Here is a 23,777-nt window from a genome sequence, read left to right on the forward strand (position 1 = left end):
AGCTGTTGTTGAAGGATTGAACAACAAGATCCGTACTGCATTCAAGCGTTCATATGGGTTCAAGGCACAGGAGTACAGGGATACGATCATATATCTGGTGGCAGGAGGATTGAGGTTACCCCCAGAATGTTAAAGAGATCCGAAAATATTATCTTCACAGGCAATTTAATGTTTTTCGATTGATATCCATTTCTTCAACGCCCAAAAACTGAAGATATTCTAGCCTGAAATTAAACTCTCACCATTCTCAATAATGGGCTAAGTATCATATGTTTTCAGTATAATCTGGTCATATTCTTTACCCTGATGTTTTGCCTTTTATCAATCAGAAGAAAAATATATCAAGGATTCGGAAAATGAAAATATTAGAAAATTCCACCATCTATTCAGAAATATGATTATATTATGATGCGTTTGATGAGCGATTTTTTTCAAATTTTTTGATAGGTATGTATTTACCTAAACTCCCTTAAATTAACACATATTATTTTAATCTCATGAACCAGTGAATCATAGTACCAGATCAAACTTTTGTTTATTTTACTCTTAATACTATGATATTCTGCCAATCTTCCATTTCAGCCATTTTTAATGGAAACATGTAAATAGTATTAACACATGTACTAACACACATGTCCATGATCGATAATGCACCTGAACCTGTTAAGAAAACATACCTCAAGATGAAGGAAGAACATGGAAAGAAGCTTGAACTCAAAGTGATCGGAGGAAACTATTATGTGTATGTTGCAAGGGGAATATGGGACAAAAAGAAAAAGAAGTCAGTGAAGAAGACTGTGCTCATGGGATCAATCGATGAGAATGGTACATACAGGGAGAAGAGGACAAAAAGAGTATTCTCCTCCACAATGATATATGAGTACGGAAATTCACAATTGGTATGGAATCTTGCACAGGACATGTACACGATCATGGAGACGCATCCATATCGTGACCAGATTATTGCAATGGCCATGGTGAAGGCAATTGATCCAATGCCTTTGAGAATGGTTGCATCAAGATACCAGAAGCTCTACATATCAAGATCATTGAAACCTGATCTTGATCCTGCTGATCTATCAAGAATACTGGGATATGTTGGCAATCATTTTCCTGATCTGTATGATATGTTCAGGAAGCTCATGGAACCTGGAGGTTTTCTCTTTTATGATATGACATCAATCATATCATACTCCAAGAACCTGAAGCTTGCCGAAAAAGGATACAATCCTGATCATGCACATGGGAATCAGGTAACTGTAATAATGGCTTTCTCTGTGAAGTCATGGATACCTGTTGCAGTGGATGTGTTCTACGGTTCAATAAAGGATATTAAATCACTGGGTTATTTCATTGATCGATTCCATGATGAGAATATGGGTTTCATCATGGATCGAGGTCTTTTCTCAGAATCAATAATTAAGGATCTTAGAAGGATGAGGATGCATTACATTGTCCCATTAAGAAGGAATTTCACACTTGTTCCATACAATGTGAAATTCGATTCAGCATTCATGTACAACGGAAGACCCATACAATCCTCAAGAAGATCGTCAGGATTGGGATATATTTACATTTTCCAGGATCCATTGATGAGGGCAGAGGAGGAAACATCCATTTTGAGAGATGTTGCATCCTCCGTAAAGGACATGGAATATTTCCATGATAAGAAGAACCGGCTTGGTGTTTTTGCAATCATATCTGACCTTGATCGTAATCCATCAGAAATATACGAACAGTACAAGTCAAGGGAGGAAGTTGAACAGGTGTTCGATACAATGAAGGGTGATCTTGAATCAGACAAGTCATATCTAAGGAACAATGAGAAGGTGAAGGGATTCTTCTTCATTGTCTTTCTTGCACTTAGGATAAGATTCCGTATACTGAAGGTATTGAAGGAACATGATCTGCTGGGAAAGATGTCCGTTAACGAGATCATATTTGAACTTTCAAAGATGGAGAGGATTGTTGAAAAGAACGGTACAGAATACTTTGCTGCAGTTCCGAAAAAGGTTGAAAGGATTGCTGAACTGTTCAAAGACATGATACCTATGGGTTAAATTAGAGGGAGTTTAGGTATTTACAATTTTTATCATTTAAGAGATATTTTCCCATTAGAAAAATAAGAAAGTAGCGGCAGTTCCTTGAATCCAATAAAACGTCATGTTGAATTCTTCTTTTTGGGTTTGTTCCATATCAGATATGGAACTATCGCAGCGGTGAAAAATTAAAATTTCTTTATCCAGATAAATTGTCTTTAATTGATGTCACTAAATTAAAAAAGGATTTAGCAATATACTCTTTTTAATCAATATAAAAGCAGACATAAACCTTAGGCTATAAGGTGATTAAAGATTGATCAAATATTATAAGATCTTTCCATATTACAATAGTCAAAATTTTGGATAAAGGGATAGGTAATATGAAGAAAAATTTGAACATAAATCGCGAAGACAAGAAGCGAGACCTCTTGGGTTTCAACCTTCAAACAATTAAGGACAAAGGAGCAAAATTAGTTAAACATTCTTATATGTAAATTGTATTAGCGTTTTCGGTATTAAACAATGGAACTCCAAGAAATTAAAGCTATTAACAAGTTGGAAAAATGGTTCGGTAAAAACTGGGAGTTCGTAGGCATGTTGATGCTTTTCTCGCTGTATATGTTCCTAGGGAACTTCTTTATGTGGGGGCAAGCATTTTTGGATGGTCTAGCGAACTTTTCAGGAGGTAGTGACCCATACTTTAACTATATATTTATACAGTACATACTTAGTCATCATCAGTCACTCCTTTACACATACAACTTAAACTATCCAATAGGTTCACGCAATCCTAGAAATCCATTCTTCCATTGGATGATAGCTTTTGTGTCTACAATCACAGCGCCAATATTTGGAAGTGCATCTAAGGCAGCTTACTATTCTTTCATGGAATTCGATGCTGTTTTTGGGGCTCTTCTGATTGTGCCCGTTTATCTTTTGGGTAAGAGCATCCTTGGAAAAAAGGCAGGAATGATAGCGGCAATTCTATATACCTTGATGCCAAGTAACCTCACCTCTGGTATACTGTCTGACGGGAGGATGCATACACCAGAGCTTATCTTTGCGTTTTTTACTATTTACTTTATTGAGAGGTCTGTAAAATATCTTTCAAAGGAAAGAATAATAAAGGGAAGTTTAAGCAATTATAAGAGTTATTTGCCGGACACACTAGAATACATAATTGAAAACAAAAAAGGAACCATTTATGCACTTCTGGCTGCCGCCTCATTTGGTGCGTTGGCCCTTTCTTGGCAGGGATATGCATACATTCTGGCAATTGTTGCAATATATGTAGTAATACAGCTGCTGGTTAATCTATTTCTGGGTAGAAATAACGGTTATATTCTTTATCTAAGCGCCATCTTTGTTGTACTATCTTTCGCAATGGCATACTATTATTATTATGCTGCAGATAATACTCCCTCTTTATGGTATATTCCGCCTTTAATGATTGGCGTTGTAATGATTCTTATAAGTCTATTGATTGCAATATTTGGTAGGAAACCTTGGATTATTTCGGTTCCTGCTTTAATCGTGTCAGTATCAGCTGTTTTACTGGCTGCATATTTCTTAACCCCTCACATCTTTGATGAGATTATATCTGGTGAAGGATACTTCATAAAGAACAGGGTGTATAGCACAATAGCAGAAGCTCAGGCTCCAGCTTTGGGGCAATACATCGCCGGTTTTGGGGTTGCACAATTTATATTTGGTATAGGTGGTTTTGCTTACATAATATATAGATTTGTGCGTGAAAGAACAGATTCTCTCCTTTTACTCATAATTTTTAGTGGCGTTTCAATTTATATGAGTTTTTCAGCTGCAAGATTCAATGTAACTGCTGCGCCAAGTTATGCAATAATGGGAGGAGCTTTAATCTACTACTTTGCATCAATACTTAAGGTTGATAATATAGGTAGCTCTTCGATTCAGAAAAAATCATTCAGGAGGGTTGGTGGTCTTAAGGGCAACATAAAGTGGCTCCAAACTCTATTCGTAATATTGCTGGTTTTCGCCCTATTGATTCCTTCTGGTTTGGGTGTTGTCTCCACTGCAGTTCCAGCAAATTCAGCTGTTCAGGTCAATAAGGAAATATACAATGCTCTTCCGTCATTTGCAAAGCCATCTACATTCCAGGAAAATCAATCAGCATATTTCGGAACGGTAGGTAGTTTTATAACAAATTCATCTAGCCCGTTGTCCCAATCCTTTGCATGGTTTTCCACTCAGCAATCTAATTTGCCTATATCAGAAAGGCCAGCCTATGTAGATTGGTGGGATTATGGATTTCAGGAACTTTATCAAGGACAACATCCAACGGTTGCGGATGATTTCCAGCAGGCGTATCAGATAGCTGGACAGATTTTACTATCAACCAATGAATCCCAAATTATAGCCCTTATGACTTCAAGGCTAATTCAAGCATCCTTTATAGATAACTCTGGCCATTATTCACCCGCATTAAAAAGTGCAATGTCCCAATATTTGAGCAACAATGAAATGAGTCTTATTGAACAGATTTATGATAATCCACACGAATTCGTCCCATGGATAATCGATAATTCATCTGTATATGGTGTTTTCATAAAGAATATCTCAAACACTAATGCGTATTATGCTCTGGTAAAGGGTCAGTTGACTTCAAAACTATCCTTGTCACAGCTGGTTAATCTATACCAAGCCGTACAAAAAGCCACTGGATGGTCGATTCAATACATACAGACAGACCATAATCTTTTCCCATTGTCCGGCCTTGATACTGGAATATTCTATGCTCCTGCATATTTGACAGATACCCCTTCTTACACGACTGAGGGAGGTGGGGTAGTTCCATATGAGTACTATCAAATATATGCTGTTACTCCGAATGGAACATTTCCACTCAATCAGACTCCAACAAATGTTGTTCCTACAAATTACGAAATTACTTATACCCCTGCTTTTTATAACACTACTATATATAGAGCCCTTGTAGGTCTTCCCCCAACGGCAGTTGGTCAAACTTCAGGGGTACCCGGATTAACTTTCGGTACAAATCAATATGAGATTGAACCAGCATGGAATATGAGTAATTTTGAGGTATGCTATGAAGGTATACCATACAACCCATATCAAAACGCTTCTGCTCATCAAAGTGCATTTAAGATAATACCGTTGCAACAGGCCTATTCATTGGAAAGGCAAAATAAGGGCACTTCAGTTATTTTCCCTTCTGCGGCCTCAATTATACAGGGTTCGGATCCAATTCTCCGGTACTTCCCAGGGGCCATAATTACAGGTCAAATAAAGTCTCCAACTGGTGTACCAATATCTGGAATTAGAGTGACTATTTTAGATCAGTATGGGATTCCGCACCAGACTGTACTGACAAACAAATATGGATATTACAATTTAACTGGGTTGCCGGGTAACGACACTCTTGTTTTCTCAGACGGAACTCTGAACCAAAGAACTCTGTACGGTGCCAATATACTCAAGGCTCTTCCAGTCATAATCTCAAGGGCTCAGGCTGAAAGGAAGGCAATTGGTTTAAATCAAACTACTGGCCTCCCACAGTATTACATAGTCAAGAATTATGTTATTTCCAACGTAACATCATCTGGCTTCGTCACCATAGAGAGGCAACTTGGTGTTGGTTCTCATTCATATAATTCAACAAAATTACTTAATGGAACGGTTCAATTAACTAGAATCTCTAATGGACAAGTCTATAACTTTACGTTTACTAATGGAGAGTATAATGCGTCCAATATAGGTCCTGGTAATTACTCCGTCAATGTAGTTACGTCAAACGGAATAGTGTATAAGGATATTCAGGATAATGTTTTAACTCCCGGTTCACCCATAATCTACGACATTAAGATACCTCTTGATTTAATTCAAACGAAGGTTACAATGAATGGAATTCCAATAGGTAATGCGAAAATAATAGTGGGAAATGAAACATATTACACAAATAACAGTGGAATGACTTACATATACACAAATTCTGGCAATTACACTTTATATGCAAAGTATGGAAATAGTATCAGTTCTTCCTCTAAGGTATCTTTCCAGAAGTTAGGTGAGAACACAACAGTCAATTTATCACTTGTTCCGGGAGCGATGGTAAATATAACCGTAAATAACTTTGAAGCCAAAAGTCTTGATGTATATAAAAACGGAGAATTATCAAGTCCCGTCTCACTAAGCTGGAACGGTAAATCTTATTCGGGCATTTTAGGTTCAGGATATTACGTTGTTTACGACACCTATAAAAATCAGACGGTTTTCAGTTCAATAAATGTTTATGAAAGTTCATCCTTCTCATTGGCAGCCCACTTATCTAGAAATGTTAAAGTAATTCCTTACGGCATAAACTTAACCGCTTTTACTGGCACAAGTGTTGTATTTAACAACGGAACTGAAATTTATAATTCATTTTCGGGAGCTGGGCCGATTTCATACAATTTACCATCAAACCTATCATATGGGTTCTACATCCAAGGAGTTAAGGTTGGGGTTAATTACTTTGCATCCGAAGTCTATAATGTAGCACAAAATTCTACATTAGTTATGGATCTAGAAAAAGGTTCGGCTGTTTCTGTTGGTGTTTATAACCCTGCTATTGCCGGAATATTTTCTTCAAGTTCTGCGGCATCTAACGGAGCAGTTTTTCTTTTCCAGTATAGCAAGCCTTTGGCAGTTTCCAAAATATCCTCCAGCGGGTATGCCACATTTATATTGGGAACAGATACATCGGACCTTATGGCTAAGGCTTATTCAGATGGATTTTCCACTAATCTGACCTCTGTCGGGAAAAATTCACAGATTCCATTAAACGTTGTTTATTCAAAGGTTACTATTAATTTTGAATCAATTAACGGAGGCGCTCCGCTCGATGGTATATTAAATTTAACTTCATCGACCAGTTTTAAGGAAAATGTGGTTAATGGCACAACTTCCTTTACCATTCCAGTAGGTACTTATTACGTTAAAATCGATTCAGGTAATCAAATAGTCTTGGCTAACCTCTCTCTATTGACATTTACATCAACTCAAAAAACCCTTAACATAAGCTTCGTCAGTAAAATTCATTTGTCAGTCATTAATAGTGTCAAATACTACTTATTTAACCAAACATCAGATTTTACAATGCCCATATCAAATTCCTCATTTGTTAGCCCAGGCTACTATGAGCTATACACTGTAAACTCAGTTGGAAACGCTAATATTTCAATGATACATCTAACAGCTAATATCACTGTATTTCCAGTATACACAAAGGCCTATGATATAAATATTACATACACATCCAATATATCCGGTGGGGACATATACATATCAAACCAAATAGGTAAATTCATCCTGAATACCTCAAACTTAATTCTACCCGAAGGGAGTTACACTATATCATATGAGAATAGAATTTCAAATTCTACCGGTGAATATTATTTATCCACCTCAGCTGACACGATTTACCTTAATAGAAATACAACTCTCCTTCTTTCTGTAAATTCAGAAAAGATTCAAACGACCGTTAATGGTTTGGTAACCTATGATAGTGTGGCCGTACCTGCTGCAAACGTCTCGGTTTTTGAAAATGGAACTTTAATTGCAACTGCTAATACAAACGATGAGGGGCAATTCCATCTGTATCTATCAAATGGAAACTTCACCGTGTATTCTTATAATAAGAACATGAAATTAGCCAGTCTGAGTACATTATCGGTTGGATATTTCCAGTCTTCATCAAACATCTCAATTGGACTGAAAAATGCCTATCAAACATATGTATACACATCTATTGGCAAGAAACTTATAATGAGCAGTGTCAACGTGACTAGTTCTTCAGAATCAATTACTGTGATTTCGAACGGAAAGGCATTGCTTTTGCCTTTGGGCAACTACACTTTCCAATCATACACATCCACATCTTTTAAAGTTGGAAACTTTTCCTTTTATCAGAAATTTACCGGTAGTATTACGGAATATGTCAATCAAACTTCCTATGTTCAGATAATATTGGCTAAGGAGTTAATCGGCAGTGTAAATCTAACCCAATCAATTATACCGAAATATAATGAGACCAATGGATATGTAAATGTCAATTTCACCTTGAAAAATATGCTTAACACTCCAATCAACCTTACTATTTCATCTGGTTCATCCAGCTGGAGGATTAATTTTAACAAAACAAAAATCAGTAACTTTGAAATAGATCAGAGTATAAATATTTCAGCAAACTTGTCAGCCAAGAATCTTGTTCCAGGAGGAATTAACAACATTCCAATTAAATTGAGCTACAATGGCTATTCATCAATTGATAACTTGAAAGTAAACGTTACAGATTTCTACGGCGTAAACCTTGCAATTAAGAATACAATGTTAGGGTTCAATAACGGTAATGGCTCAATAAGCTTAATATTCAAAAACACAGGAAATGTAAATGAAACGGTCAATTTCAGTACTCCTAATAATGTAAATATAAACGGTACTTACGTAAATCTCTCATTGCTGCACGTGAATGTGACATTCATCGGAAGCAATGGTAAGCAAATTAGAGAAATAAATCTCTCATTCAACCAGTCATACACTGTTTATCTAAACGTGATTCCCCAAAAGGACTTCAGCTCTTCTCAGTTCACAAAGTTTGACATATCCTATGAACTCAGGCAAACTAACACTTCTAGGTTAGCAACGGTCTATGTACAATATCCCGATATTTCAAATCTGTACAATTATGTTCATGGTCCGGGAATAATTGATAATTACACGGGTAATCCTATAAGTACGTTGGAATATGGAATAATATTTTTAGTCATTGTGGTCTTAGTCGGTTTTGTAGCAATAGCAATCAAAGGGAGGAAAGTAAAATGAATCACATTAAAGTCATAACGTTGGTTTCAATATTTGTTCTCTTATTTTCAGTTCCAATGGTAGTTACGTCTCAGTCACATGCATCGAACGGTTCCTTTGGAGCCACCACTACTTTTAATGTAGGTCATGGTCCTACATCAGTCGTCCCAAAGGTTTTGGAGAGTCAGCGTTTTCAAATATTCGTTAACGCAACGAGGGGATATAGCAATTATAGTGCCACCCTCATAGTAGGTGCAGACTATGATATAGGCTTAAGTCCTACCGTACCAGATTACAAAACTTCAAAAAATGGTTTCTTCGAATTCAACGTAACGGCACCGAATACAGATAATCAATCCATAAGCGTAATGATAATAGTAAGGGCAACATTCGGCAGTACTCCTGTTGAAAAGACACTTACTTACTCAATAGAGGTATACAAGGCTGTAACATTTTATGCGGTTATAACTGACGGGAGTGGGGCTCCTTATTACAATATTACAGTATATTTCCAAATCGGAAGCTTAAACAAAACTACAGTTGTATCTAAAATCTTACCGGGTCAAAGTGAATTGGTTAGCGTTAAAATACCTGATTATCTACTTGGGTCAGGAGAACACTCAGTGGTGGTAGGAATAGTTAACGCATCAATATTTCACGACGTTAATGTGAACTATAAAAGTTCATTTTATGTAGGAAACCCTCCCAACTACGACTGGATATACTATTTTGTAGCCTTAGCCGCGGTAATTATGGTTATTCTATTCTTGGCTTCAGGTAAGAGAAAATTGACTCCGGGACTGCCTAAATGGAAAAACAGAAGACAAAAAAAGAAACAGTGATCACACCAAATTTTTAATTGTTCTAAATTCCATATCAATACTATTTTTCTTTTTTGTATTTCTTATTATCGGACCATTTCTTTTAAATTCTTCTATATTGGCTATCCTTGCTGCTGAAAGTGCGTTGTTGTGTGTTTTATGAGGCATACTTGTGCCCTTCTCATCCACAACTTCCATAGGGATTATCTGGCCTCTGAGCTTTAAGAGTATCCTTTCCATATTTGGTTTATCCCCATCTCCTATTCTAATAATAGTTTGGTTTGACTCATAATCGGAAACAATTTTCGTAACTGTTGCCTCAATCTTGCATATTTCAGGCAATTCAAAGGCCTCGATAACTACACCATCTCCTATGGCTGCTATACCCGGTTTCGGACCAGGATCAATTCCTATAATTATTTTCTCAAACAGATTTTTTCCCATTAATCTTGGAATAGATTTTCTAACCGCAGAGAGTGCATCATCATCGAAAACCTGCCTTGTGCTGAAATATTCATCCTCCTTGTGACTAATTATAACCGTTATTTCATCACCAATATTTTTGATATCTTCAATGGATGAAAAGGGTATTTCCCTTTCTCTTAATATTTTCAGAACTTTATAGTAGAATCTTGGATTCCTAGAATAAATCCCAATCTTCCCCATTCAAAATATCAACACTTAATGCCTTTAATATTTTTCTATATTTTCTAACTGCTTTCCTATCATTTCATCAGCTAATTCTATAAACTGTCTCTCGGTCCCCCTAGGTATACTACCACCAGCAGCAATATCATGGCCGCCACCACTGCCACCCACTTTAGCTGTACATTCCTTCATGACGACAGACAGGTTAAGTCCTTTCTCTACCATTTTTCTTGTTCCTCTTGAAGAAATTAATGTAAAATTATCTCCTGCATTGAAACCTATTATGGGTCTCGTCTGATCTGCCAGGTATAACATCAGTATACCTGATATGGCTCCAGCCATTTCCGATCCAGGAGCATAAAAAAATTGTAAATTCTTCTCGGTTTCAAGAGATTTATAAGAGCGCATCACATAGTCGATCAATCTCGTCTGGTAAATCTTCTTATTTTCGATTAGGGAATTTTTAAGTGATGTATTACCCAAAAAGTATTCCACTGGAATTGCATTTTCTCCATTCTTTCCGTTTGCATCTATCAAAATGGACAATTCGTTGGAACTGAATCCGTTCTCAAAAAAATATTCTTCATTTTCTAGATAGGACATAGCTTCGCTTTGGCAACCTTGTGCAGCCAGCTTATATGCCAGATAAAGGCCAAGTTTCCGTTGTTCTTCGCCCGTTAGTTCTTCGACCTTTTTTTTACCATCTATTCTCAATTCGTTAAGAAGATTGCCCACTGCGTTATTCGATCCAGACAGATCTTTAAAAAAGGGGTCAAGTGAAAACACGATCGAATCAGTAATATTTTCCCCGTGAAGATTAAGTCCTCTCTTCTTTTCTATACCTTTTCCATAAACTTCAATCAGAGTCTTGTTGACTCCTCTGAATCCTCCCATATCCTGCTTGTCAGATATGCAGCCTGATATCATGAATGGCAAAAGATTTGCATTGCTTTCATCTATGAAGACTGAGAAAATAAAGGCCATGGTGGCGCCACATGCCTCTCTGGTTCCGTCAATCCCATAATCTCTTGCATTTATGTTAATTGCCCAATCTGGTGACACTGAATAAAAGTGATGATCAAGCACCAGCACATTTTTAGTCTCTTCTGGAAGAAATCTTAGTTGATCTGAACCACAATCTACAAATATTGTCGGTAATGAGCTTTCTTCTAAATATCTTTTAGAGAAACCATCCTGTGATAATTCCTTAATAAACCCAAGATGAAATTTTTTATTATATCTCTTCATCAAATTTGTTAAAATAATTGCAGAACTGGTCCCATCCCCATCGTAATGAGCCAATATGCGAAAATAATCGAAGGATTTGAAAAAATTGGCACCCTTATTTAGTATATTTATAAAATCTGAGTTGAGGATTCCCTCAAGATGCGACTTCATAATACTTTATTTAATTCCCATTCCTTTGAAAGATACCCGTTTTCCTTATAGTATCTTACAAGTCTCAGCATCTTGGACATAAGAAGATTTCTCTTTCTTCCGTTATTCAAATCGTTTTTGTTTAATTCCATATGCTTTGAAACCCTTTTGTACTTTGTAATAAGAGCCATTAGGTCTTCTGGAACATCGGGACTCATATTGTTTTCAGATAATACGTCTCCAATTTTTTTATGGTTTATATATCTGAGTTTTGGTATTCCGTAAGAATCTCTTAATCTTATGCCTATTTGAGAAGCAGTAAGCCCTTCTTTTCTTAACTGAATAACTAAATCTTCAATCTCCTTCGGAGTCTGTTGGACCCAATCATGCCCTACTCCGTAATATGAATTCCTTGATCCTGATTTTCCTCTCTTCCTTGTATGCATTCGCGCCATGTAGAATCACGTTTTAAACCTAATTGATGTCAGGTTTATTAATCTTACACCATCAATGAGGAAAACTTATTATTTTTACAGTACTCAATTATGTGATTTTAAATGGGAAATGACAAAATAAAGATAGGAAAAGATTCATTCATTTCGGATAGGAGTTCAATTAGAGGAGAGGTAGAAATAGGCGATAGAACAAGTATATTCGACTTTGTTTCTATTAGGGCAGATCTAGACAGAATTGTGATAGGAGATGACAGCAATATTCAAGATAATAGCACTTTACATGTGGATCCCGGATTTCCAATAATTATTGGAAATGAAGTCTCCATCGGGCACAATGCAGTTATCCACGGTTGCACTATTGAGGATAAATGCCTTATAGGTATGGGTTCGATTATAATGAACGGTGCAATAATTGGATCAGGAACAGTAATAGGTGCTGGAACTCTTATTCTGGAAAATCAGAAGATACCCGAAAACAGTCTTGTTGTGGGAGTTCCGGGTCGAATTATAAAAAATTCTTCAATTTATAGGGAAATGGCAGTTCAGAATGCTAAGGCTTACGGAGAACTTAGGAAAAAATACATCAAATGAAATATAAATATCGGAATCGCAAACTTATATATTGATTTCTCAATCATATTATTATGCCTGCCTCAAACTCCAAAGAAATGAAAGGGAAAGTAGAACACTTGATAGAAGAATATTTTCTGAATAGGGATATAGGCAGGAAGACTGAAATATTAAATACAATTCTTGAAATTTTGGACAATATAGAGGGGAAGTCCTTATTCAGAAATGATTCTGAATTTAGCGGTAAGATAGAGGCTTTAGCAAAGGATCTCTGGAAATTAAGTAACCAAGGAGACCTGGAAATATGGGGAAGTTTGTATAATTTAAATCCAGATAACCCAAACTTTCAATTATTTTACACTGCCTCCCTTGTAAACTCAAAGAATCTAGAAGAAATTAAAAATTTCCTGAGGAGTGAGGGTATAATATCAGAAATTCCTAAAATAATAGATCAGATAGAACTTATGGCTAAACTTACTGACTTATGGGATTTTGCAACTCTCTTTCTTTCCAGGAATGGAATTTATCGGGACTTGATTTATCAGAAATATTCAGAAAGACCTACGCCTGTATTAACAAAAATCATTCTGGAAAACTTACGCAAAAAGGGAAAAGATATGTATATAGAGGACTTCATGGCAGTTCTTTCCAGTCTAAATCCGGATGATCTAGAATCTACAATCATGTATATGGAAGCCCTTCTAAGAAATCAGAAAATCTCAGTCCTTAAAATTCATCTCCTTTCGCTGGATCTGGAAAAAATAAAAGACGAAGGCATTCTTTCAAGACTTTTGCCGTTTTACTATGAAGCCGGTCTGTATGATCATGTATTGAACATTTCCTCACGCATTCTTTCAGTCGAAGGGCGAAATCAGATTGCCATAGAATTACGGATGAAATCTTTTAGCAAAATTGGGAAAGATGAAGAGGTCATAAAAATTTTTGGAGATCATTTGGATATTATAGAAAAGGATCAACCAAATCTTGAGGTGTTTTTCAATTCTGCATATAATATAAATGCATATGCCCTTCCATTGCAGGTCATCGAAAGCTTAGACGAAAAAACAAGGGATAATCTTCCAATTAGAATATGGGAAATAAAATTTCTTCTTCTTTCAGGAAATAGAGAAAAGGCAGAGAAAATTGCCCAGAAGATATCACTGGATAATATTTCCGACCCGGAGATTCTTAAGATAAGGGCACTTCTCAGAAGAGATGATGATAAGAGTGGAGATTTCATAAGGACCGGAAAGAAATACATAGAAGCAAATCCTCACGATGTTAAATTTGTAAAGGATTTCATTAGAAGGGCATTAGACTCTGGATATTATAGTGAAATAATAAGTCTGTTAGATACGAATCCAAGTCTAAAAAAAGACAGAGATATCGCGAATGTTCACATCATTTCATTCCTAAAAACCAGTCAGGTCGAGTTGGGAGCAAGGGAGTTGAAAGTATTGGGAATTGAAAATATGGGATACGAAACATTCTCATCCTTTCTAAAAGCATGTAGGAATGAGAAATCTTTCAACTCATTGTCATTGGAATTGAGTTCTGGAGATCAAAATGCAAAATCCTTGTATAAGATAATAAAGGGAATTCTTTTCAATAATACCTTGGAAATGCAGGACTTCAACGCTATTCGAAATCTATTGGATAGTGACATTGTGGGTGTTTTGTCTTTAATTTACATGACTAATTCACCCATAAAATATAATGCAACCTCTGATAAGGAGAAGAAAACTCAAAAAATTTTAACCGGTGACTTGGATGAGGATCTGCCTGAATTTCTATATCCTGCAGTCATGTTAAATATTTTTAATCATAATTTAGCAAAGGCTAATGCAATTATTTCAAAATACGAAGGAAGCGACGATCCATTCATTTATTATTTTAAGAGCATTATCTCGGATCTCGAAAGCAATAGGAGGGAATCCAAGAAGTATATAGAGATGGCAAGGAATATATTCAATTCAAACCTAATTATGGCTCAATATCTCAAATTGTTTCAGTCCACTATGGAAATGGAAGATATAGTAAAAATTCTTGAAGATGTTAGCAAGAATGGTGGAATAGGATTAATTGATTTTGATCAGATAAGTGATCGAATCATTAATTCTAAGGATACAGTAAGAAGCAACATAATTGATATGATCGAATATAGCCCGGTAAAGTCAATTTCCAGCTTGAGGTTGCTGAGGGATTTATCTGAGTTCAATGGAAAACAAGAGGAGTCATTGGAATTCGATAGGAAGATTTTTGAGAATCCGTCAAGAAATAGTGAGGATGTCAAAAAATATGCAATAAGGCTGAAATCTATGAATAAAACCGGCGAAATGGTAGATCTAGTCTCAAAGGTACATGATGAGCCTTTGCCCTGTGAAAATTATGCCATATTTGGCGACTTCTTCCTTTCGGTGTCAGATTTCTCATCCTCCATTTATTATTATGAAAAGGCTCTGGCATCTGGATCTGATATTGAACGGTGTAAGGGAATAATCGACGCCTTGATAAAGGAGAAGAGATTCGATGAAGCCCTAAAATATACGAAGAGCCTGAAAATTCCAACACCCTATGAGGCCAAAGTTTACTCGGAGTCTAATAAACCAGAGGAATTATTAAAAATCATTAAAAAATTGGATCTTAGAAGAGAATCAGACATCAAGGGGTATGAAATTGTACTGGATGACTACTGGAATAATCGGTATATTAGAAAAGCCCTCATGGAGAAGTTTTTTCAGTATCCCTTAGAAAAATTATCCATAAGGATTGCAGGATTGCTATTAGAGGAAAAAAGTATAGACGAAGCTCTGGGAGTGCTAAGACGATCCATAAAAGAAAAAGAACAAACAGGGGAAGCCCTTGCATATATTATTGACCTTCTTTGTGAGTATGGCAAATTCGAGGAGGCGATCGAATATGCAGTGAAATATCTTAAATCACGAGAATTAACAGAAAGAAAGAAGAAGATATTTCTAACAATTTCTCAAAATCTCGTCAAGTATGGTTACAATTCTGAAGTGGTTAAATTCTATCACGAATTTCCAAGTCTTCTCGACTCAGATTCCTGCATTCCTGTAATAAAAGCCCTGATAAAGGAGGAATATTTCGATTCAGCAGAGAAAATTTTATCTAAGTTTCAGGGGCAGTTTAAAAATAAGGAAACATTTGATGAGCTATGGAGTCTCTTGAAGAAAAATTGGGATTTTAGTGAGATAATCTATTACGCAGGTGAATATCTTAAGGCTTGCTTCAAGAAAGGAAGATTATTAGATAAAAGGGAAGCAGTGGCTATCGGCGGAGTTCCTGTTTCAAATGTAGAAGATGTTTTCGAGTTTATCAATTCAAGAACAAACCTAAAATTATTTAATCAGGAATATCTTGAAGAGGAATCCAAAAATACCATATTGCTAATGTATAAGAAGCTCAAGATTGAAAGAATAGAAAACATCTCATTAGCAGACATATTCTACATAACGTCCTTTAAGGATCTTAAGAGGGCAAAGGCAATATACGATTATATTCAGGCCGAACGAAGTCAGAATCATCCTCTATATGTTGAGAAAAATTCACAATTGCTGAATATGGCAAACATCTGTATAAGGGAAAATATTCCTATGAATCCAATAACTTATAGTTTAAGATTTAATATAGGAATAAGAAAGGCCATGGAACTGAGTGCTTTTCTAAGTAACATAGACAGAGTGAATAACTAATGGAACAGATACTTAATTTTGGAAATTCTAGAAGACGAAGTGAAGCCGAGGATTTCTTGGTAGCCAGTTTAGGAATAGGTCTTGCTTTCTCCATAGCTTTTTCGAGATTTCAAAGTGTTTCCGAACTGGAATTTTTGGAAATATTCCTTCCCACTGGGATGACTGCTGGGATCTCAGGATTTGCTCTTCACGAATTTGCCCATAGGGAAATGGCCATAAGATACGGTTATAATGCAAGATTCAGGATGTGGCCACTTGGGATAATGATTGCTTTGTTAACTTCTATTTTTGGTTTCATCCTTGCACTTCCAGGAGCAACTGAGGTTTATAACGTTTATGATAAAAACATATATGGGAAAATTTCAGCCGCAGGTCCCGTAAGCAATATTATTGTCGGTCTTATTCTTATAACCTTAAGTTTCTTCACTGGCGGTATAATTAATTTTGTAACATCAATATCTGGGGCAATAAATTTTTTCCTTGCATTTTTCAATCTGCTTCCAATACCGCCCTTGGATGGTTATAAAGTTCTTTCATGGGATTTTACTTCTTATGCCCTATTATTTGGGCTTTCTCTGGTTCTTTTGGTCGCTTTTGGGAGAGGTTTTTTCTAAATTCAATTTTTCATTTAAAAGAAAAGGTTAGATATGTCTGTTTTCAATTAAGTAAGGTGATGGAATTATGGAATGCGAAATGTGTGGCTCAAAGGTGGATAAATTAAGGAAGATAAAGGTTGATGGAGCTATACTCTCAGTGTGCCAGAAATGTGAAAGATTTGGTACACCTGTTGAAAGTTTAAGAGTATACGAAGATCCTCTACCAAAGAACCAAATGAGCACAAATGTACAGGTGAAGCCCGTAATTATTAACAGAAAGGTAAATCGAAAAAAGGGTATAGACAAGGATATTGAATCACTGGAAATAGTACCAGATTATGCCGAAATTATTAGGCTTGCAAGAGAAAAGACTGGAATGAGTCAAGATGAAATGGCCGATAAATTGCGGGAAAAGAGGACTGTAATATCTGCTATCGAAAGGGGAGGAATAAAGCCAGATATTAAGACAGCCAGAAAAATAGAAAACCTTCTGAAGATAAAAATATTGGAAGAGTTCTAAAGAAATTTTATATTTTTTATAATTTATCAGATAGGGTTATGTGAATCAATAATTAAGAAAATTCACATATAATGATTTTCAATTAATTTTCCAAATAATTTGGAAAACACATTATAAATTGAATTACTACCAAAAAACTATTAATAAAATTTCAATATTACCAGCTATGAACCATAATGCTATGGTGATAGCGACGTTCTTTGCAATATCCGTTGTTGCGGGTATTGTGAGTGATATTTTGCTCACAATTTTCCTGAGGGCTTATGAAGCTACTACACAGGGACAACTCGAAGCTACTTACGGTTCTCCTGTTTATGCTGCAGGAATAGCCAGTGGTATGTTCACAATACTTTTACTATTTTACCCTGTGTTTAAAAAAGGTGATAGAAGTCATGAGTGGGAGGATTTCAGATGAATTCTAAGGCAAAAATTGAGGCTTTGTGGATAATCGGCGTGCTTGTCGTATTGGTTGTCGCGGCGGGTATTAACATATACACAACAGAATCCCCTAATTTCACAATCGCGACCAAGGAGTCAGCCAGCAACCCGATTCCAAGCAACACAACTGTAGTTTATGTTCAGGGTGTTCAGTGGGCATGGTTGTTCACTACCTACAACCAGACCGGAAAGCATACCACTACTGATGGTGTGACATTGGTTGTAAATCACACATACACTTTTGTGGTGACATCAATAAAAGGATCACATCAATTCGCAGTCATCCATGACCTGTATATACCTCAATTTGATGTGCAGGTATATGCTGTTCCCGGGCAAAATAACACAGTAACCTTTACGCCAATACATACAGGCACATTTATAATCGAGTGTGTTGAATATTGTGGTTATTTGCATTATGAGATGAGGGGATACTTAACGGTGGTGGCCTGATGTCTGCAACAATGTTATTGCTTGAAGTTTCAATAATTCTGTCTTTTGTATTTGTGATTTTATTCTTTATGTATTACAAATACCTGACAGTAAAAACGGAGATGGATAATGTCTCAGACGAAAGCAATTATTACGATTCAAGTTCCTACTTCAGGGAGAAGAGAAGAAGTAATGGTGCTTTATCATCCAGTGCCTTTATCTTAACCGACTCGAAGAGTATAGGTCTCAGATATCTAATGACCAGTCTGGTCTTCTTCTTCATAGCAGGAACCTTTGGGGTGATTATGAGGGTCAGTTTGATTGAACCCACCCCTACACTATTTGCGCACAGGGAAGTGCTTTATGATATACTCACCACGGAGCACTCCATTTTAATGATATATATGTGGGCGGTTGGAAGCGCCTTTGGTCTCGCATATTATCTTTTGCCCACATTCCTGAAAATTAAGAACGATAAATACGGTAACGTATCTTCATGGGCGTACTGGATATATCTCTTAGGTGGTGTTTTCATACTTCTTTCCAGAACATCAACAAGGTGGTACTATTATCCACCCCTAGCCTTGCAGCTAAATCCATACGGAGCTGGTTCCATGAACTGGCTGGCAGTAATAGGTATGGAAATGATTTTCATCGGAATTGCAATTGCATCCATAACTGTAATTAGAATGATAATATTTGACCGGAGCCAGGATGTTCCTATGACGAAGATGCCACTCTTTGCTTGGGGAGTTCTGTTCACTCTGATCATGTTTCTAGCTTCAGCTCCATTTATGATGGCAGCTCTTGTGATGTTGTTCTACGATTTCTTCAATCCCATTTTCTTTACAGGTGTAGGAGGAAGTTCTCCAATTTCATTCGCAGAATTATTCTGGGTTTGGGGTCACCCAATTGTATATATTGCAATTTTACCACAGTTCGGCCTAATTTATGAAATAATTCCTAAATTCACGGGAAAGAAAATCTTCAGTTATAGCTCTGGAGTTTTAGCACTTGGATTATTAATGCCTCTATCGGAACTCGTTTGGGGTCACCATCTGTTGAATTCAGGACTTGGTCTCGCATGGGGGTTATTCTTCACAACGGCTTCATTTGCAGTGACAATACCTTCAGCAATAACTGTTTTCAATTACATAGCCACACTATGGTCTGCAGAGAAGATAAGGCTCACTGTTCCAATGCTATTTGTTATTAACGGCATATTCGACTTCATTATTGGAGGAATAACTGGGGTAATGCAATCCATGCTCGTGATAAATGAAGAGGTTCACGGAACGTACTGGGTAACTGGGCACTTTCACTTTATATTCATGGGTATTACTACTGGTATTGCATTTGCTTCAATATATATGATATGGCCTTCATTAACGAGTGGTAGGAAATATAATCAGAGATTGGCCAATTGGCATTTTTCACTAACTGCTATTGGCTCATTCATAATGTCTATCGGGTGGACTGTTGGAGGCTTTTTGGGTATGCCAAGATACGTCTCAGGTTACTTTGCTAGATTCCAGGTCTATCAGGATATTGCCATTGCAGGAGGTGTTATAATTGGTATAGGGCAGTTGTTCTTCCTTGCTAATTTGATAAAGTCATTTCTCGAGGACCCGAGTACGTCCCCATCAAATGTGCTTGAGGAAGTTTACAAATTACCTGCACCAGGAGCAGTAGGAGGTGAATAAATGGATGGAAAAAGAAAGCTAAGAGGAGCGACTTATGGTATAATCATCATATTGCTGATTGCATTGTCCTTAACATTTGTACTTTCGGCGCCAACACAAACGGCTGGTGGATTGACAGATCCATCGAATTTACCTATCAAGGGTTACGTGAATATAACACTATGGGCAGATGCAGCCGGTTGGGATACCAACCACGGACCAGTTAACCCGACACTATACATACCACTTGATTATATGGTTAATTTCACAGTGATAGAAGAGGATGGTCTTCCACACACTCTGACCATAAATGCAGGTCCCAAGGAATCAAGTGCAACTCTTACACTAGTTACAACTGGAGAGCTAACTCAGGTTATAGGTCATAAGGCACACGCACAATACGAATTTTTTAAAACGGGGGTATACACATACTGGTGTACAGTTCATCCTACAACCATGGTTGGACTTATATATGTTAACGCAACATCTTCAAACAGCACAGCTAATTCATCGGTTTCATTCTCACACAATTCTGTTACTCACAATAACGCCATATCGCACTTTAATGAACTGAAAATCTCTATGAAAGCTGGAATTTATGAGAAAATAAATGTACTGAATCATAATACCTACAAAGAATTGGTGTTTTGATTGCCAAAAAAACTAAATTTTTCCTACCTTAATGATGCGTTCAAACTTGAAATTACATTTTTGATAGATCTAGTTGCAATTGCAGGTTTTTTTACAATTGATAACCCATTTTCACATATTTTCCTGCTTCTTCCTCTGGTTATCTCAGGCACCCTGGCCTCAATGGCCGCAGGTATTTTCAATAATTTATACGATACCGATATAGATTCAAAAATGTCGAGGGTGTCAAATAGAAGGTCCTTCATAACTGGGAAAAAGTCTATTCTCATATTAACTATGATTATATTTCTTACAATTTCGACATATTTATCTATAATTTATATAAATGTTGCAACATTCTTGTTTATAATGGCAGGTTTTCTAAGTTATGCCATACTTTACACAGTTCTCTTAAAGAGAAGGACAGATCTAAATATTGTCATAGGGGGCATTGCAGGGAGTTTTCCAGCCCTGGCAGGTGGATCAGTTTTGTTAGGGTATCCAACCGTATCTTCTATATTTATAGGGATTGTGGTCTTTTTATGGACACCAACCCATTTCTGGTCGCTGGCGATCAAATACGTGGAGGATTATAAAAAAGCTGATATACCCATGTTACCGGCTACAAGGGGTATTGATTCTACCAGAAAGTGGATAATGATAAACTCAGTAGCATTGATGATTGTTATGGTCGCACCAGTAATCTATCCAATACTTGAAAATGCCTTAATTTTCCGAATACTTGCTGTTCCATTGGGCCTGCTCATCTTGATACCTTCCATTATTTATTATGTCCAAAAAGGCAACGTTGAAAAATACAGGAAATTATTCTCACTGTCAAATACTTTTCTAACACTTACACTTCTGATCGTTGTGCTTTCATTAGTGGTATAGATGTCCATTTTTCAGAAAGATATTTCCTACAGAGAAAGATTCTCAATTTATATCGCTTTTCAATTCTTCCTCATACTTGTGAATTTTCTTTTTTATAAATACCCTCAAAATGGAGTGTATTTCTATTATACGATTCTTTCGACACCATTAATTGAACTATTTCTTTTCGGTTTAGTATTTAAAAATGGAAATAGTGTATTGAAGTCTTTTAAATCAATCTACGGTTTCATCCTTTTTCTCTCTGTTCTAGTTTTTTGGGCATATGCCATATTTGTAGTTGAAGTAAATATCTCATTAACTGAAATAACATATTTGATGGAAATAATTTATTTTCCTGTATTTGTGGAGCAATTCAATTTCTCAGTCATTGGCGTAGAAGTAGGTTCAGCCCTACTAAGGAGAGGAACTGCAGCCTTTCTTTCTGTTATATTTTATGGTTTATATTACTTTGTGATTTTAATCAATGATGCAAGAGGTTTTCCGGGAATTTACTTCTGGTTCTTTATCCTGGATTCTGTTGGTGTTGGTGTTATCTATATTTTTCTATACACTGTATCGAAGACCATTTGGGTTCCCATGTCATTGGAGATTTCTCTTCTCATGTCAGTAATTTTCATTCCACCCTTACCGGCAGCATTCTTCTATACCTTTGTCCCATCATGATCATCAGTATGGAATTGCGTAGTTAAAATATGAAAGAAATAGCTAATGAAACTGGTAATTCAGTAAAGAATAAATTGAAGATTTAATGTTATAACTTTATATAATAAGACACATTATAATTCCATGTCATTCCTTAAAAAGAAGCATCATTACTTGAATCCCGAAGAGATCGAAAAAGATATTAGAAATGATGATGAATTAATTATTAAAGAACCTGACAATCCATATAATCATTTCAAAAAGGCCTTTGATCTCATCAATATGTCTCTGGCTATTGAGTTCCCATTTGATCCAGATAAATTGCTAAAGGATAGGGATAAAGAATATGAGCGTATTAAAGAATTTAACTTAGAGGACAGTTTTCTTACCAGAGGAATTCAAGAATTTGACCGAGCCATAGATCTGGAAAAGGGCAATTTACTTTATCATCAAGGCAAACTTCAATTTCTTCAAAAGATTGCAATCTCATTTAAATTAATAGAAAGGTCCTATAGATTTTCGCAGAGTGGCTGTGTTATAGGGAATTTACCAGAAATTAAAGTTATTCCTGATAAGCTAAATAACTTGGTAGAGCAAGAAATTATAAAGGAATTAAGCGAAATAATCGACATAGATTCCTCGCAGGAAGGGAAGTTCGAACATATAATACAAAAGATAGATTTTTATTCCTCTCATTTTGGGGTTGAGTCTGCAATAATGCAGTTGAATGAATATATTTCTAAATATCCATCAAATTCGAGACTCTATTTTAAAAAGGCCATGATTCTTCTTAATTCATTGTCATCTTATTCTCTTATTAGCCCTAAGAATTCTATGGATTTGTACCATCAATCCCTAAGCGAATGTGAACGTGCCATTGAGAACGATAGTAAAAATCCTTCCTATCATCTCCTGAGGGGGTATCTTTTAAAATCCATTGGAAGGCAAGAAGAAGGTAATAATGAATTAGAACAGGCCAATAATTCCGGTAAAAAGGATACCCTCTTTAAGTTAGATAAGATTGAGATAGAAGGGGTATTTAAAGACATCGAAATGAATGATTCATTAGATGAGGAGGATGGGAAATAACCTATTTATACAGAGAAAAATGAATATATCTATATTTATCCATATATTGAGATAAATGTTAAATAAACGCTTTAGAATTAGGTTCAAGGAATGGACACATAAACAGGATTTATATGAAAGTATATATAGAAAGATACTAAAATTCCTGTTTTCAAGTTTTAAGCTTTTTTATACTTTTAACATTTTTATTATATATCCCATCTTGTTGCAACATTAGGGAAATTAAGTTTAATTTGCCAAATCAATTCGATAGTATCCCGAATTTTGTGTAAGAACAAATGAAATGACTCCATCAACAATGGATAAATTTCATGAAACATAAAAGGATGCCTCCTTAGAACAACCAAAGGAGGCAATGAATAATGGAAGAGTTTGATAAAAAGATATC

The 23,777-nt window shown here is 36.1% G+C and carries 17 protein-coding genes and 1 pseudogene; 15 read left to right on the forward strand and 3 right to left on the reverse strand.

From position 1 onward, the window contains the following. The 4 genes and pseudogenes from ACNF42_RS06075 to ACNF42_RS06090 all read left to right on the forward strand — a co-directional run. Positions 1–133, forward strand: a pseudogene (locus ACNF42_RS06075) (ISL3 family transposase); the annotation flags it as partial. Between the two features lie 505 nt (positions 134–638). Then, positions 639–2,060: a transposase gene (locus ACNF42_RS06080; RefSeq protein WP_443339814.1), complete on the forward strand. Its 1,422-nt coding sequence runs from the start codon at positions 639–641 to the stop codon at positions 2,058–2,060. A 504-nt stretch (positions 2,061–2,564) separates the two neighbouring features. Further along, on the forward strand, positions 2,565–8,900 hold the full coding sequence (locus tag ACNF42_RS06085; protein ID WP_443339816.1) for a hypothetical protein: 6,336 nt from the start codon (positions 2,565–2,567) through the stop codon (positions 8,898–8,900). After that, positions 8,897–9,721 carry a hypothetical protein gene (locus ACNF42_RS06090; protein ID WP_443339817.1) on the forward strand — a complete coding sequence of 275 codons (825 nt, stop codon included), beginning with the start codon at positions 8,897–8,899 and terminating at the stop codon, positions 9,719–9,721. Before ACNF42_RS06085 ends, ACNF42_RS06090 begins: the two co-directional genes overlap by 4 nt. Here ACNF42_RS06090 and ACNF42_RS06095 read toward each other — a convergent pair whose 3' ends face one another. The 3 genes from ACNF42_RS06095 to ACNF42_RS06105 are packed head-to-tail and all read right to left on the reverse strand — an operon-like array spanning position 9,722 to position 12,180. Beyond that, on the reverse strand, positions 9,722–10,366 hold the full coding sequence (locus ACNF42_RS06095; protein ID WP_443339819.1) for a hypothetical protein: 645 nt from the start codon (positions 10,364–10,366) through the stop codon (positions 9,722–9,724). Positions 10,367–10,390: 24 nt separating this feature from the next. Further along, positions 10,391–11,746, reverse strand: coding sequence for a DHH family phosphoesterase (locus ACNF42_RS06100; RefSeq protein WP_443339821.1), 1,356 nt, complete (start codon positions 11,744–11,746; stop codon positions 10,391–10,393). Further along, a complete protein-coding gene (locus ACNF42_RS06105) occupies positions 11,743–12,180 on the reverse strand; it encodes a 30S ribosomal protein S15 (protein WP_443339823.1) in 438 nt (145 codons plus the stop codon). The genes ACNF42_RS06100 and ACNF42_RS06105 overlap by 4 nt, the downstream gene beginning before the upstream one ends. Before the next feature lie 102 nt (positions 12,181–12,282). On the opposite strand from ACNF42_RS06105, the gene ACNF42_RS06110 reads away from it, so the two are divergent. The 11 genes from ACNF42_RS06110 (at position 12,283) to ACNF42_RS06160 (ending at position 23,389) form a co-directional block, all read left to right on the forward strand. Beyond that, positions 12,283–12,771 carry a gamma carbonic anhydrase family protein gene (locus ACNF42_RS06110; RefSeq protein WP_443339825.1) on the forward strand — a complete coding sequence of 163 codons (489 nt, stop codon included), beginning with the start codon at positions 12,283–12,285 and terminating at the stop codon, positions 12,769–12,771. Positions 12,772–12,824: 53 nt separating this feature from the next. Further along, positions 12,825–16,466 carry a tetratricopeptide repeat protein gene (locus tag ACNF42_RS06115; RefSeq protein ID WP_443339827.1) on the forward strand — a complete coding sequence of 1,214 codons (3,642 nt, stop codon included), beginning with the start codon at positions 12,825–12,827 and terminating at the stop codon, positions 16,464–16,466. Then, on the forward strand, positions 16,466–17,080 hold the full coding sequence (locus ACNF42_RS06120; RefSeq protein WP_443339829.1) for a site-2 protease family protein: 615 nt from the start codon (positions 16,466–16,468) through the stop codon (positions 17,078–17,080). Before ACNF42_RS06115 ends, ACNF42_RS06120 begins: the two co-directional genes overlap by 1 nt. A gap of 67 nt (positions 17,081–17,147) precedes the next feature. After that, positions 17,148–17,582, forward strand: a complete 435-nt coding sequence (locus ACNF42_RS06125) for a multiprotein bridging factor aMBF1 (protein WP_443339831.1) — start codon at positions 17,148–17,150, stop codon at positions 17,580–17,582. A 181-nt stretch (positions 17,583–17,763) separates the two neighbouring features. Beyond that, positions 17,764–17,997: a hypothetical protein gene (locus ACNF42_RS06130; protein ID WP_443339833.1), complete on the forward strand. Its 234-nt coding sequence runs from the start codon at positions 17,764–17,766 to the stop codon at positions 17,995–17,997. A 38-nt stretch (positions 17,998–18,035) separates the two neighbouring features. After that, positions 18,036–18,473, forward strand: coding sequence for a cupredoxin domain-containing protein (locus ACNF42_RS06135; RefSeq protein WP_443339834.1), 438 nt, complete (start codon positions 18,036–18,038; stop codon positions 18,471–18,473). Further along, positions 18,473–20,155 carry a cytochrome c oxidase subunit I gene (locus ACNF42_RS06140; RefSeq protein ID WP_443339836.1) on the forward strand — a complete coding sequence of 561 codons (1,683 nt, stop codon included), beginning with the start codon at positions 18,473–18,475 and terminating at the stop codon, positions 20,153–20,155. Before ACNF42_RS06135 ends, ACNF42_RS06140 begins: the two co-directional genes overlap by 1 nt. Continuing rightward, positions 20,156–20,785 carry a cupredoxin domain-containing protein gene (locus tag ACNF42_RS06145; protein WP_443339838.1) on the forward strand — a complete coding sequence of 210 codons (630 nt, stop codon included), beginning with the start codon at positions 20,156–20,158 and terminating at the stop codon, positions 20,783–20,785. It abuts the gene before it with no gap. Beyond that, positions 20,786–21,658 (forward strand): protoheme IX farnesyltransferase, encoded by an 873-nt coding sequence (locus tag ACNF42_RS06150; protein ID WP_443339840.1) that lies wholly within the window; start codon positions 20,786–20,788, stop codon positions 21,656–21,658. After that, entirely contained in the window at positions 21,659–22,321 is a 663-nt protein-coding gene (locus tag ACNF42_RS06155; protein ID WP_443339842.1) for a hypothetical protein, read from the forward strand. 153 nt (positions 22,322–22,474) lie between these two features. Then, positions 22,475–23,389, forward strand: a complete 915-nt coding sequence (locus ACNF42_RS06160) for a tetratricopeptide repeat protein (RefSeq protein WP_443339844.1) — start codon at positions 22,475–22,477, stop codon at positions 23,387–23,389. Positions 23,390–23,777 lie beyond the last annotated feature (388 nt).

Source organism: Cuniculiplasma thermophilum (genome assembly GCF_052315355.1).
GTDB lineage: Archaea > Thermoplasmatota > Thermoplasmata > Thermoplasmatales > Thermoplasmataceae > Cuniculiplasma.

What these genes read in the sequence shown, in the direction of transcription:
- ACNF42_RS06085 (WP_443339816.1), top strand. Translation starts at nt 2,565, where the DNA reads ATGGAACTCCAAGAAATTAAAGCTATTAACAAGTTGGAAAAATGGTTC.
- ACNF42_RS06110 (WP_443339825.1), top strand. Translation starts at nt 12,283, where the DNA reads ATGGGAAATGACAAAATAAAGATAGGAAAAGATTCATTCATTTCGGAT.
- ACNF42_RS06100 (WP_443339821.1), bottom strand. Translation starts at nt 11,746, where the DNA reads ATGAAGTCGCATCTTGAGGGAATCCTCAACTCAGATTTTATAAATATA.
- ACNF42_RS06115 (WP_443339827.1), top strand. Translation starts at nt 12,825, where the DNA reads ATGCCTGCCTCAAACTCCAAAGAAATGAAAGGGAAAGTAGAACACTTG.
- ACNF42_RS06145 (WP_443339838.1), top strand. Translation starts at nt 20,156, where the DNA reads ATGGATGGAAAAAGAAAGCTAAGAGGAGCGACTTATGGTATAATCATC.
- ACNF42_RS06090 (WP_443339817.1), top strand. Translation starts at nt 8,897, where the DNA reads ATGAATCACATTAAAGTCATAACGTTGGTTTCAATATTTGTTCTCTTA.
- ACNF42_RS06080 (WP_443339814.1), top strand. Translation starts at nt 639, where the DNA reads ATGATCGATAATGCACCTGAACCTGTTAAGAAAACATACCTCAAGATG.
- ACNF42_RS06105 (WP_443339823.1), bottom strand. Translation starts at nt 12,180, where the DNA reads ATGGCGCGAATGCATACAAGGAAGAGAGGAAAATCAGGATCAAGGAAT.
- ACNF42_RS06130 (WP_443339833.1), top strand. Translation starts at nt 17,764, where the DNA reads ATGGTGATAGCGACGTTCTTTGCAATATCCGTTGTTGCGGGTATTGTG.
- ACNF42_RS06120 (WP_443339829.1), top strand. Translation starts at nt 16,466, where the DNA reads ATGGAACAGATACTTAATTTTGGAAATTCTAGAAGACGAAGTGAAGCC.
- ACNF42_RS06095 (WP_443339819.1), bottom strand. Translation starts at nt 10,366, where the DNA reads ATGGGGAAGATTGGGATTTATTCTAGGAATCCAAGATTCTACTATAAA.
- ACNF42_RS06125 (WP_443339831.1), top strand. Translation starts at nt 17,148, where the DNA reads ATGGAATGCGAAATGTGTGGCTCAAAGGTGGATAAATTAAGGAAGATA.
- ACNF42_RS06155 (WP_443339842.1), top strand. Translation starts at nt 21,659, where the DNA reads ATGTCCATTTTTCAGAAAGATATTTCCTACAGAGAAAGATTCTCAATT.
- ACNF42_RS06140 (WP_443339836.1), top strand. Translation starts at nt 18,473, where the DNA reads ATGTCTGCAACAATGTTATTGCTTGAAGTTTCAATAATTCTGTCTTTT.